Genomic DNA, 13,211 nt, shown 5'->3' on the forward strand with positions numbered 1-13,211 from the left:
CTAGAAGCCCCCAAACATGACGGCGGTAAGGACGAAATCCAGCCCCAGCACCGCTAGCGAAGAGTACACAACCGTTTTCGTCGTGGCCGAACTGATGCCCGCCGAGGTTGGTACACAATCATACCCCTGGTAGACCGCGATCCAGGTACAGACAAACCCGAATACCACACTCTTGATGACGCCGTTGATGACGTCGTTGGTGAACGCCACCGCCGACTGCATGTTGCTCCAGAAGGCGCCCTCGAACACCCCGAGCCACTCCACCGCCACCAGCATGCCGCCCCAGATACCCACCACCGAGAAGATCACCGCCAGCAGCGGCAGGGCGATGAAGCCGGCCCAGAACCGGGGCGCAATCACCCGGCGCAGCGGGTCCACGCCCATCATCTCCATGCTGGAGAGCTGCTCGGTGGCCTTCATCAGGCCAATCTCGGCGGTCAGGGCGGACCCGGCCCGGCCGGCAAACAGCAGCGCCGTCACCACCGGACCCAGCTCCCGCACCAGGGTCAGCGCCACCATCTGGCCGATAGCCTGCTCGGAGCCATAATCACTGAGAATGGTGTAGCCCTGCAGGCCCAGAACCATGCCGATGAACAGCCCGGACACCACCACGATGGCCAACGACAGCACACCGACGGAGTAGAGCTGGCGCACCAGCAGCGGAAAACCCACCGACGGCCGGGGCACGCCCACCAGGGCGCGCCACAGAAACACCCCGGAGCGGCCCAGCGAAGCCACCACCGACAGTCCGCTATGGCCCAGCCCGGCGAGCCAGTCAAGCGTACGGGCGATCATGATCCGACCTCCTCCAGGCCCCAGTCACTGGCCGGTCTTTCGGCCGGATAATGGAAGGGCACCGGGCCGTCTGGCTGGCCCCGCAGGAACTGCTGCACCAGCTCGGAGGGGTGCTGGCGCAGCTCCTCGGGTGTGCCTTCGCCGATAATACGCCCGCCCGCAATGATGCAGGCGTGATGGCAGATACTGAGGGACTCCGGCACGTCGTGGGACACCAGCACGCTGGTCAGGCCCATGGCGGTATTGAGGGCGCGAATCAGCTTGACCAGCACCCCCATGGCGATCGGGTCCTGGCCGGCGAAGGGCTCGTCGTAGAGGATCAGCTCCGGATCCATGGCGATGCTACGGGCCAGTGCCACGCGCCGGGTCATGCCGCCCGAGAGTTCCGCCGGCATCAGGTCACGGGCGCCCCGCAGGCCCACGGCCTCCAGCTTCATCAGCACGATGTCCCGGATCATGTCCTCGGGCAGCTTGGTGTGAACCCGCAGCGGGAAGGCAACATTCTCGAAGACCGACAGGTCGGTGAACAGCGCGCCGCTCTGGAACAGCATGCCCATGCGGGTGCGAAGACGGTAAAGGTCGGCCCGGCGCAGCTCGGGCACGCTCTGGCCGTCCACCAGGACCCGGCCGCTGTCGGGTCGCAACTGGCCGCCGATCAGCCTCAGCAGGGTAGTCTTGCCGGTGCCGCTGGGGCCCATGATGGCGGTGATCCGGCCCCGTGGAACCGCGAGGCTGACCCCGTCGAAGATGCGCCGGCGGCCCCGACTGAACACGACGTTATCAAGGGTGATGAAAGCCTCGGCTGGCATGGCGTCGCAGTGTCCCCGGTGAACTCGATTTGAACAGGGTAATTCTCAAGTTGGCGCTACAGTATGCTAAGTTCCCGGCAAGCTCAATGACGGCAACCCGAATTATCCTGATTGCAACCTTCAGTTAATCTGAACAAGGGCCAACCCGTTAACCGGAACAGGGTCCGGCGGCGGCAGCGCGCTACCGGCCATACGGAGGAAGATGCTCTTTCTACTCTATCTGGTCGCACTGGTGATCGGCCTGGCGGCCCTGACCTGGAGCGCCGACCGCTTCATCAATGGCGCCGCCGGCCTGGCCAGCGGCCTGCACCTGCCACCCATGGTGGCGGGCCTGCTGCTGGTGGCGTTCGGCACCTCGGCGCCGGAAATCATGGTGTCGGTACTGGCGGCCCTCACCGGCGAGCCGGAACTGGCAGTCGGTAACGCCCTGGGCTCCAACATCGCGAATGTCGGCCTGGTGCTGGGCCTGACCACCCTGATCGCCCCCCTGCCCCTGCAGCGCTCGGTACTGTTCCGGGAGCTGCCGATCCTGCTGGCGGCCACCGCCATTGCCTGGCTGATGATCTGGGACCGGGAGCTGTCGCCCCTGGACGGCGTGCTGTTTCTGCTGATGCTGGTGGCGGCAATGGGCTACCTGATGTGGCGGGCGAAATCCGGCAAGGGCCCGGCCAGCCTCGAGGTGCCGGACGTGGACGCCAGCCTGTCCCTGGGGCGCGCCCTGTGGCAGTTCAGCACGGGCCTGCTGATCCTGGTGGCCAGCGCCCGGCTGCTGGTGTGGGCGGCGTCCGAGCTGGCGCTGTTGCTGGGGGTGGAGCCGATGATCGTGGGCCTCACCATGGTGGCCCTGGGTACCAGCCTGCCCGAACTTGCCGCCTCCCTCACCGCCGCACTCAAGGGCCACCATGAGATGGCGCTGGGCAACATCGTAGGGTCCAACCTGTTCAACCTGCTGGCGGTACTGGCCATGCCGGCCCTGCTCAGCCCGCTGGCCCTGGGTCGCGATAGTGTCCTGCGGGACTACGGCACCATGGCGGGCCTGACCCTGTTGCTGGCGGCGTTTGCCTACGGCATGCAGCGAAAGGGAAAACTGGCCCGGCTCGAAGGTGGTATACTCTTGGCCATTTACCTGGGCTACATCGGTTGGCTGGCGGTTACCGCCCGCTGACGGCGGTATCAGCTCCCCGCGCAAGCAACGGACACAGGACCGGTATGAGCAAAGACTTCAAAGACGCCGCATTGCGGGCCATCACCATCGAACGGGACGCCATCGACGCCCTGGCCGGTCGCATCGGCGACGAATTCGTCCGGGCCTGCGAGGTCATGATGGCATGCCGAGGCCGCGTCGTGGTTACCGGCATGGGCAAGTCCGGCCACATCGGCAACAAGGTCGCCGCCACCCTGGCCAGCACCGGCACACCCTCTTTCTTTGTGCATCCCGGCGAGGCCAGCCACGGTGACCTGGGCATGATTACCGGCCAGGACGTGGTGCTGGCGATTTCCAACTCCGGCAATACCGCCGAGGTACTGACCATCCTGCCGCTGATCAAGCGCATGGGCGCGCCCCTGATCAGCATGACCGGCAACCCGGACTCCATCCTGGCCCGTGAGGCGGTGGCCAACCTGGACGTCAGTGTGGCCATCGAGGCCTGCCCCCTCAACCTGGCGCCCACATCCAGCACCACCGCGACCCTGGTGATGGGGGACGCCCTGGCGGTGGCGCTGCTGGAGGCCCGGGGCTTCAGCGCCGAGGATTTTGCCTTCTCCCATCCCGGCGGCAGCCTGGGCCGGCGCCTGCTTCTGCGGGTGTCAGACATCATGCATACCGGCGACCGCATTCCCCGGGTCAGCCCCGACACCACCCTGAGCGGCGCCCTGCTGGAAATTTCCCTCAAGGGCCTGGGCATGACCACGGTGGTGGACGACAACGGCCGCCTGGCAGGCATCTTTACCGACGGCGACCTGCGCCGCACCCTGGACCGGCCCCTGGATATCCACGCCACGCCGATCCGGGATGTGATGACCCGCAACGGCCGCACCATCCATGAGGACCAGTTGGCGGCGGAAGCTCTGAACATCATGGAGGAGCTCAAGATCAACGCGTTGCCGGTGACCAACCGCGACGGCGAGCTCACCGGCGCCATTAACATGCACGACCTGCTGCGCGCCGGCGTGATCTGACGGAGACCCGGCATGACCGACACCCTCACCGCTTCCAATCCCGCAGCCGCGCCGGACCACATCCGCCAGCTGGCCGCCGGCATCCGCCTGCTGGCGCTGGATGTGGACGGCGTGATGACGGATGGCAAGCTATTGTTCAGCGCCCAGGGCGACGAGCTCAAGGCCTTCAACATCCTCGATGGCCACGGCATCAAGCAACTGATGGCGGCCGGTATCGAGGTGGCCATCATTACCGGTCGCAACTCTCCGCTGACCGCCCGTCGGGCCGCCGACCTGGGCATCAAGCGGATTCTCCAGGGCCGCGAAGACAAGCGGGTGGCACTGCTGGAACTGGCCCGGGAATGCCAGCTCGAACCCGACGCCCTGGCCTACATGGGGGATGACCTGCCGGATCTTTCCGCCATCCAGATGGCCGGGCTTGGAGTCACGGTGCCCAATGGCCACTGGTTCGTGCGCCAGCGAGCCGACTACTGCACCCATGCCGAGGGTGGCGCCGGCGCCGTGCGGGAGCTGGCGGATTTGCTGCTGGACGCCCAGGGGCTGCTCTGCGGCGCACTGCAGCAGTACCTCCTTGAGCCCGAGAGCCACTCGTGAGCCTGCCCAGTCTGTTCGCGCGGCCCTGGTTACGGGCCCTGGCCCTGCTGGCCAGCCTGCTGGTGCTGGCGTCCCTGCTCTGGCAGAGTGACGAGCCACGCCAGCCCGAGGATGTGCGGGACCTGCGCGGACCCACCGAGCCCGACAGCTTTGTGGTCAACGGCCGCTACCTCTCCTTCAACGAGCGCGGGCAGCGCACGGCCGTTATCGAGAGTCCCCGCATCGAGCAGTTTGAATCCCGCCAAACCGCTACTATGATAGCGCCCACGGCGACGCTGTATGATGAGGAATCCGGCACCCCCTGGACCCTCACTGCCGCCACCGGCGAGTTTCTGCAGAACCGCAGCATCCTGCGGCTGGAGCAGGATGTGGTGGTGCGCCGTACCCTGGCCAGCGGCCGGGAGGGCACCCTGATGACCGACAGGCTGACCCTGGACAACAATCAGCGGATCGTCCACACCGATGCACCGGTGATCCTGACCGACCAGTTCAGCATCACCGAAGCGGTGGGCATGAAGGCCTGGATCGATGACCGCATCCTGGAACTGCGATCCCAGGTGGAGAGCGTCTATGAACCCGACAACGCAAACCAGGAGTAGAACCATGAGCCGCTGGCTCCCGTGGACCCTGATCGGGCTGTTTGCCAGCCTGCCGCTGGCCGCATTCGATCTGCAGTCCGATGCGCCCATTGCCGTCAGCGCCGACAACGCCCGGCTCGATGATGCCAAGGGTGTCGCCACCTATACCGGCGACGTGGTGGTCACCCAGAACCAGACCCAGCTCGCCGCCGACCGGGTTGTACTCTACCGGGATGCCGAGGGCCTGAAGCGGATCGAGGCGTATGGCGAGCCGGCCCGCTACCGGCAGCCGGCCACCGCCGAGCAGGCCGAGACCCGTGCCCGCGCCCGGACCATCATCTATGCCGCTCGCGACAGCGAGATCACCTTCAAGGAGCAGGCGGTGATCGAACAGGGCGCTAACCTGTTCCGCGGCGAACACATCCTCTACGACACCGCCGAGCGCGTGGTGACCGCCGAAGGCGGCCAGACCGGTGACGGCAGCCCGGGCCGTGTCGAGATGATCATCCAGCCAAACGCACCCTCCGGCACAGGAAACCAGCCCTGATGGCGGTACTCAGAGCGAGCAATCTGGCCAAGAGCTACAAGCAGAAGAAAGTGGTGATCGACGTTTCCCTGGAGATCCGCAGTGGCGAGATCGTCGGTCTGCTCGGACCCAACGGCGCTGGCAAGACCACCTGCTTCTACATGATCGTGGGACTGGTGCCGGCGGACAACGGCCGAATCACCATCGACGAGCGCGACATCACGCCCCTGCCCATGCACGGCCGGGCCCGCCAGGGCATCGGCTACTTGCCCCAGGAGGCCTCGGTGTTCCGCAAGCTCACCGTGCGGGACAACATCATGGCGATCCTGGAGACCCGCAAGGGCCTCAGCCGTGACGAGCGCGAGCACAAACTGCAGACCCTGCTGGAAGAGTTCCACATCACCCACATCCGGGACAGCCTGGGCATGGCGCTGTCCGGGGGCGAGCGGCGGCGGGTTGAGATCGCCCGGGCCCTGGCCATTGAGCCGGCCTTCATCCTGCTGGACGAACCCTTTGCCGGTGTCGACCCCATCTCGGTGAGCGATATCAAACAGATCATCCGCCACCTGCGGGACAAGGGCATCGGCGTCCTGATTACAGATCATAACGTGCGTGAGACCCTGGATATCTGCGAAAATGCGTACATTGTCAGTGGCGGCCACATCATCGCGTCCGGCCACGCCGACGACATCATGGCCAACCAGCAGGTCAAGGAAGTCTATCTGGGCAATGAGTTCAGACTCTAGCTTGAAGATCCGTTGTCTAGACACCCGTCAAGGAAGTACACTCGGCAAAGAATTTGCTTGTCCTGGCAAGTGGCCAACAAGCAACGGGTTTTTTTTACGGCCGTAGCAGTCAAAGGGTGACGGAACTCAAACGATGGTTATGAAAGCCTCTCTTCAGTTAAAGCTGGGCCAAAGTCTGACCATGACGCCCCAGCTGCAACAGGCGATCCGGCTTCTGCAGCTGTCCACCCTCGATCTCCAGCAGGAAATCCAGCAGGCGCTGGAGTCCAATCCCATGCTGGAAGCCCCTGAAGACGACGACCTGCCGGACAACAGCCCGGATGCCGAGCAGGACGCCGACACCCCGGCCCCGGAATACCAGGAAAGCGCCGGCGAGGCGGAACCGGTGGAAACCGGCTGGGACGAATCCGAGGCCGGCCCGGACTGGTCCACCGAGAGCGAGAACATCCCCGAGGACCTGCCGGTGGACACCGCCTGGGACGACGTCTACCAGTCCGCACCCAGCTCCGCCGCCCGCAATGACGACGACAACGACAACGATTTCGAGACCCGCAACTCCCCCGCCGAAACCCTGCAGGACCACCTGGAGTGGCAGCTCAACCTGACGCCCATGAGCGAACGGGACCGGGCCATCGCCCACGCCCTGCTGGATGCGGTGGACGAGCGCGGCTACCTCACCAGCAGCCTGGAGGACATCCACGCCGGCCTGGTGGATGAGAGCGAGGAAGACCCGCTGGAGCTGGACGAGGTCATGGCGGTACTGCGGCGCCTGCAGCATTTCGACCCCGCCGGCGTCTTCGCCCGGGACCTGCAGGACTGCCTGCTGATCCAGCTCAACCAGCTGCCGCCGGATACCCCCTGGCTGCCCCAGGCGCGCCTGGTGATCACCCACTACATCAACCTGCTGGGCAACCGGGACTATGCCCAGTTGCTGCGCCGCAGCCGCCTCAAGGAAGACCAGCTGCGGGAAGTGCTGGGACTGATTACCAGCCTCAACCCCCGCCCCGGCGACAGCATCGACCGGGCCGAGCCGGACTACGTCATCCCGGACGTGATCGTGCGCAAGGTCAGCGGTCGCTGGCGGGTGGAACTGAATCCGGAAATCGCACCGCGCATTCGCGTCAATGCCAGCTATGCTTCACTTATCAGGCGTGCGGACAGCAGTGCCGACAACACCTACCTGCGGGACCAGCTGCAGGAGGCCAAGTGGTTCATCAAGAGCCTGCAGAGCCGCAACGAGACCCTGCTGAAAGTGGCCACCCGGATCGTGGAACACCAGCAGGGCTTTCTGGACCAGGGAGAGGAGGCCATGAAGCCCCTGATCCTGTCGGACATCGCCCAGGCTGTAGAGATGCACGAGTCCACGATTTCCCGGGTCACCACCCAGAAATACATGCACACACCCAGGGGTATTTTCGAGCTGAAGTACTTTTTCTCCAGCCACGTCAGTACCGAAGAAGGTGGGGAGTGTTCCTCGACCGCAATCCGTGCCATGATCAAAAAACTGATTGCGGGCGAGACCCCGAAGAAACCCCTGAGTGACAGCAAGATCGCCACCGTGCTTGGCGACCAGGGCATCAACGTAGCCCGGCGAACCGTGGCCAAGTACCGGGAAGCCATGCAGATTCCGCCCTCCAACGAGCGGAAGAGACTGGTATAGGGGCAACATGGCGGGCACCAGGTCGATGACCCGACGCGCCACCGACAGGGCCCTTCGTCAGATGCGTTTGTGCCGGTCCTTCGGGCCGGGCAGTACGCCGGGTGCGTGGAGCGCCCGGCATGACGACAACAGGAGAAGCCTATGCAACTCAATATTTCAGGTCACCACGTCGATCTCACGCCCGCACTGAAAGATTATGTCCAGGAAAAATTCGAGCGCCTTGAGCGCCATTTTGACCATATCAGCAATTGCCAGGTGACCCTGGAAGTGGAAAAGCTGCGCCAGAAGGCGGAGGCGACAATGCATGTGATCGGAGGCGAGATTCACGCAAAGGCTGAAAACAGCGATATGTACGCGGCCATTGATGCCCTTGTGGACAAGCTGGATCGTCAGATCCTCAAGCACAAGGAAAAAACCGTTGATCGTATGCACGGTGCCGCCGCCCGCTAGGGCAGCCCATCTGCATACGGCTGATTCCCGCTGCGGCACCTCGGACGTGCCGCAGCTTTTTTACGGAAACACTGTCTATCCATGACGGACACATCTCTTACAATCGAAAACATACTGAGCCCGGACCTGACCCACTGTCGTGTCAGCGGCAGCAGCAAGAAGCGGATCCTGGAGTTCATCGCCGAACAGGTGGCCCGGCGCTTCCCCGAGCTCAGCGAGAGCCAGACCTTCAACAACCTGGTGGCACGGGAACGGCTCGGCAGTACCGGCATCGGCCAGGGCATCGCCATCCCTCACTGTCGGCTGGAAAACTGCAACCGGGTGGTGGGCACTCTGGTGACCCTGGAAGAAGGCGTGTCCTTCGACGCCATCGACAACCAGCCGGTGGATATCCTGTTTGCGCTCATCGTTCCCAAGGAAGCCACCAGCGAGCACCTGGAGCTGCTCAGCCAGCTGGCGGAGAAATTCAACGAGCGGAGCTTCTGCGACCATCTGCGTCAGTGCACTGATAGCGAAAGCCTGTACCGTCGTATGATCGGAGAAGCCTGAGCCGGCTCGGGCGCTGTGTTCCCCGCGAAAGTGCGAAGTGAGGTCCCACGGGCTATGAAACTGATTATCGTCAGCGGTCGTTCCGGTTCCGGCAAGAGTACCGCCCTGCATGTGCTGGAAGACCTGGGCTACTACTGCATCGACAACCTGCCCATCGGCCTGCTCTTCCCGCTGACACGGGAAGCCACCACCCACGCCGCGCCGGACCGCCTCAACAAGATTGCCGTCAGTATCGACGCCCGCAACCTGTCGGACGAGATCGCCCATTTCGAGAGCATCTACGAGCGTCTGACCGACACCGGCCTGACCCTCGAGATCCTCTATCTGGACGCCAGCGACCAGTCCCTGCTGCAGCGCTTCCACGCCACCCGCCGCAAGCATCCGCTGAGCAGCGACAAACGCTCCCTGCGGGAGGCCATCAGCCACGAGAAATCCCTGCTGGAGCCGCTGGCCAAACTGGCGGACCTGCACATCGACACCACCGGGCTGTCGATGTACGAGCTGCGGGACATGGTCAAGCAACGCATTGTCGGCCGCAAGGAGCAGGAGATGGCGCTTCTGTTCCAGTCCTTCGGCTACAAGCACGGGGTGCCGGTGGATTCGGACTACGTCTTCGACGTGCGCTGCCTGCCCAACCCCTACTGGGACACCAGCCTGCGCCAGTTTACCGGGCTCGACCAGCCGGTGATCGACTTCCTCGAGAAGGAGGAAATGACCGGCAGGATGATCAGTGACCTGACCGCCATGCTGGACGCCTGGCTGCCGGCCTTCGGCAAGAGCAACCGCAGCTACATGACCATCTCCATCGGCTGCACCGGCGGCCAGCACCGCTCGGTCTACATCAGCGAGCGCCTGGGCCGGCACTTCGCCAGCCAATACAACAACGTGCAGATTCGCCACACCGAACTGCCCCACATCAAGCCGACAGAGTCCTGAACCGCTCCATGATTCGCCAGCCCGTCACCATCGTCAACAAACTGGGCCTGCATGCCCGCGCCGCCGCCAAACTGGTGGGCACCGCCAGTCGTTATGAAAGCAGCGTCCAGGTGAGCAAGGAGGGCCGTACCGTCGACGGCAAGAGCATCATGGCGGTGATGATGCTGGCGGCCAGCAAGGGCACCGAGATCGAGCTGATCATCGACGGCCCGGACGAAACCGAGGCCCGGGACGCCCTCACCGACCTGATCGGCGACTACTTCGGCGAGGGTGAATAGCACATTCACCTACTTCCGCGCCTCACCTTTAAGCCCTAACTCCGCTATAATCAGCCAGTTTTAATCTATCGACGGATCCGTACGGTCCGTGCGAGCCCTGCGCTTGCTGATTCACACTGGCACGAGCCACCGGAACGGATCCAGGTCCCGGTGCGCTGATTGTCGTTCAATACCCAGGTGACCCATGGCAGAAATACTGGAAAAGAGCCAGGCCCGGCAACGCCTGCGCTCCCTCAGCGAAGCTCTCGACAGTGGCGCCCTTCAGCAGGTTTCCCGCATTCTCAATGGCGGCCTGAGCCCCAGCGACATTGCCCACCTGCTGGAATCGTCACCGCCGCGCCAGCGTGCCCTGCTGTGGAACCTGGTGGACAAGAACCTCGAGGGCGAGGTTCTCCAGTACCTGAACGACGACATCCGGGGCTACTTCCTGAGCAAGCTCAACGCCCAGGAACTGGCCAGCATCATCGAGGACTTCGAGTCGGACGACCTGGCAGACCTGCTGCAGCAGCTGCCGGATACGGTCATCCAGGAAGTGCTCGACACCATGGACGAGCAGGACCGGCAGCGGGTGGAGGAAGTGCTCTCCTACCCGGAGGACACCGCCGGTGGTCTGATGAACACCGACACCATCACGGTGCGTCCGGACCTGACCATCGACGTGGTATTGCGCTACCTGCGCCGCCACCGCAGCCTGCCGCCCATGACCGACAGCCTGATCGTGGTGAGCCGGCGCGACGAGTACATTGGCGTGCTGGGCATCACCAAGATGCTGGTGTCCAACCCCGCGGCCACCGTGCGGGAGGTCATGGACACCGACATCGAGCCCATACCGGTCACCATGGCGGACACCCAGGTGGCTACCCTGTTCGAGCGCTATGACCTGATCTCGGCGCCGGTGGTGGGCGAGGGCCGCAAGCTGCTGGGCCGTATCACCATCGACGACGTGGTGGACGTTATCCGGGACGACGCCGACCACTCCCTGATGAGCATGGCGGGTCTGGACGAGGACGAGGACACCTTTGCGCCGGTGATGAAAACCACGCGGCGGCGGGCGGTCTGGCTGGGCATCAACCTGATCACCGCGTTCATCGCCTCGGCGGTGATCGGCATTTTCGAGGGCACCATCGAGAAAGTGGTGGCGCTGGCGGTTCTCATGCCCATCGTGGCCAGCATGGGGGGCATCGCCGGCAGCCAGACCCTGACCCTTGTGATCCGCGGCATGGCGGTGGGCCAGATCAGCGGCGCAAACGTGGGCTGGCTGCTGAATCGTGAGTTCCTGGCCGGCGCCATGAACGGCCTGCTCTGGGCCCTGGTGGTGTCGGTGGCGGCCACGGCCTGGTTCAGGGACCCGCTGATCGGCGTGGTGATTGCCGCCGCGCTGATCATCAACCTGATCGCCGCCGCCCTGGTGGGCACGGTGCTGCCCATATTCCTGAAATCCCGCAACATCGACCCGGCCCTGGCCGGCGGTGTTATCCTGACCACAGTCACCGACGTGGTGGGCTTCATGGCCTTCCTGGGACTGGCAACCATCTTCTACGCCTGAGGCCGGCCAACGCCAGCCCGGGCTCCGGCATGCGAAACATCCGATGAGCGACGACAACGAACACGATTACAACGACGACGAGCTGCTCAAGAGCAAGTCCCAGCTCAAGCGCGAGATGCACGCCCTGCAGGATGTGGGCAAGCACCTGATGGACCTGCGGCCGGATCAGCTGGCCGGCCTGCCCATGAGCGACACCCTGCGCACGGCGATCGAGGAATCCCGCCGTATACGCCAGCACGAGGCCCGGCGCCGGCACCTGCAGTACATCGGCAAGGTGATTCGGCAGGAAGAACAGCTGGAGGAGCTGACCCGGGCAGTGGCGGCCTTCGATGCCGGCAGCGAGGAGCACACCCGCCGCCTGCACCTGGCGGAGCGCTGGCGTGACCGGCTGATCAGCGAGGGCGACGACGCTGTCACCGAGTTCCTGGAATACTGCCCGGGCGCCGAAGTCCAGCACCTGCGCAACCTGGTACGCAATGCCCGCCGGGACGCTGCCAAAGACGTCAACACCGGCCATTTCCGCAAGCTGTTCCGGTATCTTCGGGAGTGCATCGACGAGGTGAGCTGATCATCCCCCCTCTCCCCCGCCCCCTCTCCCACCAGGGGAGAGGGGAGTAAAATAACCCGCAGCGAGGAGTCGGGCGGGAGATCTCGGGATTCAGGTGCCCCCTCTTGAGCCCCTCTCCCCTGGCGGAAGAAGGGTTGGGGAGAGGGGGGCTACTTCAGAGGCGCCGGTGGGTCCAGACCGGCATGCGGTCGCGGATCTCGCTGAGGCGCTGCTGGTCCAGTTCGCCGGTCACCAGCCCCGGCCCTTCGCCCATCTCGGTCACGATCCGGCCCCAGGGGTCGCAGATCATGGAGTGGCCGTAGGTGCGCCGCCTCGGGCTGTTCTGACCGCCCTGCCCCGGCCCCACCATCCAGACCTGGTTCTCGATGGCGCGAGCCCGCATTAATGCCTGCCAATGGGCCTCTCCAGTGTTGTAGGTGAAGGCGCTGGGGAGCGCTATCCATTCCGCGCCCTTGGCCCGCAGTGCCCGGAACAGCTCCGGGAAGCGCAGGTCATAGCAGATCGCCAGGCCCAGTACGCCAACCGGAGTGTCCACCGTCACCACCGCACTGCCGGGCTCGAAGGTGTCCGACTCCCGATACTGGCCGTGGGCGTCCTCCACCATGGCATCGAACAGGTGAATCTTGTCGTAACGAGCCACCTGCCGGCCGCCGTTGTCAAAAACCAGGCAACTGGCGCGGACCCTGTCCTTGATCTTCTGGCCTTCCGGCCGGGCCGCGATGGGCAGGGAGCCGCCCACAATCCAGATTCCCAGCAGGGCCGCCTGTTCCGCCAGGAAACGACGGATGCGGCCTTTGTTGTCGATTTCCTCCTGGCCCTGTTCCAGCATCATTTCGGTGCTGAGCACAGCAAAGTTTTCCGGCAGGACCGCCACCCGTGCACCGGCCTTGGCGGCCGACTTCAGCAGCCTGGCAGCCTCATCCAGATTGGCCTTGATATCGTGGCCGCTGACCATCTGAATGGCCGCGACTATGCCGCTTTTGTGCTCTGCCATACTC

Annotated in this window: 16 protein-coding genes; 13 read left to right on the plus strand and 3 right to left on the minus strand. The window is 64.4% G+C overall.

What is annotated here, in order from left to right; all coding sequences use genetic code 11:
- Positions 1-795, minus strand: a complete 795-nt coding sequence (mlaE, locus tag R3280_RS04410) for a lipid asymmetry maintenance ABC transporter permease subunit MlaE (protein ID WP_318997366.1) — start codon at positions 793-795, stop codon at positions 1-3.
- Positions 792-1,604 (minus strand): ABC transporter ATP-binding protein, encoded by an 813-nt coding sequence (locus R3280_RS04415; protein WP_318997367.1) that lies wholly within the window; start codon positions 1,602-1,604, stop codon positions 792-794. Before R3280_RS04415 ends, mlaE begins: the two co-directional genes overlap by 4 nt.
- A gap of 202 nt (positions 1,605-1,806) precedes the next feature.
- Here R3280_RS04415 and R3280_RS04420 point away from each other — a divergent pair, with 202 nt between their 5' ends.
- The 13 genes from R3280_RS04420 (at position 1,807) to yjgA (ending at position 12,213) form a co-directional block, all read left to right on the plus strand.
- Positions 1,807-2,769, plus strand: coding sequence for a calcium/sodium antiporter (locus R3280_RS04420; RefSeq protein ID WP_318997368.1), 963 nt, complete (start codon positions 1,807-1,809; stop codon positions 2,767-2,769).
- 44 nt (positions 2,770-2,813) lie between these two features.
- Positions 2,814-3,782 (plus strand): KpsF/GutQ family sugar-phosphate isomerase, encoded by a 969-nt coding sequence (locus tag R3280_RS04425; RefSeq protein WP_318997369.1) that lies wholly within the window; start codon positions 2,814-2,816, stop codon positions 3,780-3,782.
- A gap of 12 nt (positions 3,783-3,794) precedes the next feature.
- Positions 3,795-4,376, plus strand: coding sequence for a KdsC family phosphatase (locus R3280_RS04430; protein ID WP_318997370.1), 582 nt, complete (start codon positions 3,795-3,797; stop codon positions 4,374-4,376).
- Positions 4,373-4,975, plus strand: coding sequence for an LPS export ABC transporter periplasmic protein LptC (gene lptC / locus R3280_RS04435; protein ID WP_318997371.1), 603 nt, complete (start codon positions 4,373-4,375; stop codon positions 4,973-4,975). The genes R3280_RS04430 and lptC overlap by 4 nt, the downstream gene beginning before the upstream one ends.
- Before the next feature lie 4 nt (positions 4,976-4,979).
- Positions 4,980-5,501 (plus strand): lipopolysaccharide transport periplasmic protein LptA, encoded by a 522-nt coding sequence (gene lptA, locus R3280_RS04440; protein WP_318997372.1) that lies wholly within the window; start codon positions 4,980-4,982, stop codon positions 5,499-5,501.
- The gene (gene lptB, locus R3280_RS04445) at positions 5,501-6,226 is read left to right on the plus strand and encodes an LPS export ABC transporter ATP-binding protein (protein WP_318997373.1); all 726 of its coding nucleotides are present in this window, start codon (positions 5,501-5,503) and stop codon (positions 6,224-6,226) included. Before lptA ends, lptB begins: the two co-directional genes overlap by 1 nt.
- Positions 6,227-6,365: 139 nt before the next feature.
- Positions 6,366-7,886 carry an RNA polymerase factor sigma-54 gene (locus R3280_RS04450; RefSeq protein WP_318997374.1) on the plus strand — a complete coding sequence of 507 codons (1,521 nt, stop codon included), beginning with the start codon at positions 6,366-6,368 and terminating at the stop codon, positions 7,884-7,886.
- A gap of 141 nt (positions 7,887-8,027) precedes the next feature.
- Positions 8,028-8,336: a ribosome hibernation promoting factor gene (hpf, locus tag R3280_RS04455; protein WP_318997375.1), complete on the plus strand. Its 309-nt coding sequence runs from the start codon at positions 8,028-8,030 to the stop codon at positions 8,334-8,336.
- 81 nt (positions 8,337-8,417) lie between these two features.
- Positions 8,418-8,885 (plus strand): PTS IIA-like nitrogen regulatory protein PtsN, encoded by a 468-nt coding sequence (gene ptsN / locus R3280_RS04460; protein WP_318997376.1) that lies wholly within the window; start codon positions 8,418-8,420, stop codon positions 8,883-8,885.
- Between the two features lie 54 nt (positions 8,886-8,939).
- Positions 8,940-9,821: an RNase adapter RapZ gene (gene rapZ / locus R3280_RS04465; RefSeq protein WP_318997377.1), complete on the plus strand. Its 882-nt coding sequence runs from the start codon at positions 8,940-8,942 to the stop codon at positions 9,819-9,821.
- 8 nt (positions 9,822-9,829) lie between these two features.
- Complete coding sequence (locus R3280_RS04470) at positions 9,830-10,099, plus strand: HPr family phosphocarrier protein (protein WP_318997378.1); 270 nt, start codon at positions 9,830-9,832, stop codon at positions 10,097-10,099.
- Positions 10,100-10,283: 184 nt separating this feature from the next.
- A complete protein-coding gene (gene mgtE / locus R3280_RS04475; RefSeq protein WP_318997379.1) occupies positions 10,284-11,645 on the plus strand; it encodes a magnesium transporter in 1,362 nt (453 codons plus the stop codon).
- A gap of 43 nt (positions 11,646-11,688) precedes the next feature.
- Positions 11,689-12,213 (plus strand): ribosome biogenesis factor YjgA, encoded by a 525-nt coding sequence (yjgA, locus tag R3280_RS04480; RefSeq protein ID WP_318997380.1) that lies wholly within the window; start codon positions 11,689-11,691, stop codon positions 12,211-12,213.
- Positions 12,214-12,367: 154 nt separating this feature from the next.
- Here yjgA and R3280_RS04485 read toward each other — a convergent pair whose 3' ends face one another.
- Positions 12,368-13,207, minus strand: a complete 840-nt coding sequence (locus tag R3280_RS04485) for a carbon-nitrogen hydrolase family protein (protein WP_318997381.1) — start codon at positions 13,205-13,207, stop codon at positions 12,368-12,370.
- Positions 13,208-13,211: the final 4 nt, after the last annotated feature.

Source organism: Marinobacter sp. (genome assembly GCF_033722195.1).
In the GTDB taxonomy this organism is placed as follows: domain Bacteria; phylum Pseudomonadota; class Gammaproteobacteria; order Pseudomonadales; family Oleiphilaceae; genus Marinobacter.

Coding starts and splice junctions, on each gene's coding strand:
- R3280_RS04485 (WP_318997381.1), bottom strand. CDS start 13,207: ATGGCAGAGCACAAAAGCGGCATAGTCGCGGCCATTCAGATGGTCAGC.
- yjgA (WP_318997380.1), top strand. CDS start 11,689: ATGAGCGACGACAACGAACACGATTACAACGACGACGAGCTGCTCAAG.
- R3280_RS04415 (WP_318997367.1), bottom strand. CDS start 1,604: ATGCCAGCCGAGGCTTTCATCACCCTTGATAACGTCGTGTTCAGTCGG.
- R3280_RS04425 (WP_318997369.1), top strand. CDS start 2,814: ATGAGCAAAGACTTCAAAGACGCCGCATTGCGGGCCATCACCATCGAA.
- hpf (WP_318997375.1), top strand. CDS start 8,028: ATGCAACTCAATATTTCAGGTCACCACGTCGATCTCACGCCCGCACTG.
- R3280_RS04420 (WP_318997368.1), top strand. CDS start 1,807: ATGCTCTTTCTACTCTATCTGGTCGCACTGGTGATCGGCCTGGCGGCC.
- R3280_RS04430 (WP_318997370.1), top strand. CDS start 3,795: ATGACCGACACCCTCACCGCTTCCAATCCCGCAGCCGCGCCGGACCAC.
- ptsN (WP_318997376.1), top strand. CDS start 8,418: ATGACGGACACATCTCTTACAATCGAAAACATACTGAGCCCGGACCTG.
- lptA (WP_318997372.1), top strand. CDS start 4,980: ATGAGCCGCTGGCTCCCGTGGACCCTGATCGGGCTGTTTGCCAGCCTG.
- mlaE (WP_318997366.1), bottom strand. CDS start 795: ATGATCGCCCGTACGCTTGACTGGCTCGCCGGGCTGGGCCATAGCGGA.
- R3280_RS04470 (WP_318997378.1), top strand. CDS start 9,830: ATGATTCGCCAGCCCGTCACCATCGTCAACAAACTGGGCCTGCATGCC.
- R3280_RS04450 (WP_318997374.1), top strand. CDS start 6,366: ATGAAAGCCTCTCTTCAGTTAAAGCTGGGCCAAAGTCTGACCATGACG.
- lptB (WP_318997373.1), top strand. CDS start 5,501: ATGGCGGTACTCAGAGCGAGCAATCTGGCCAAGAGCTACAAGCAGAAG.
- rapZ (WP_318997377.1), top strand. CDS start 8,940: ATGAAACTGATTATCGTCAGCGGTCGTTCCGGTTCCGGCAAGAGTACC.
- mgtE (WP_318997379.1), top strand. CDS start 10,284: ATGGCAGAAATACTGGAAAAGAGCCAGGCCCGGCAACGCCTGCGCTCC.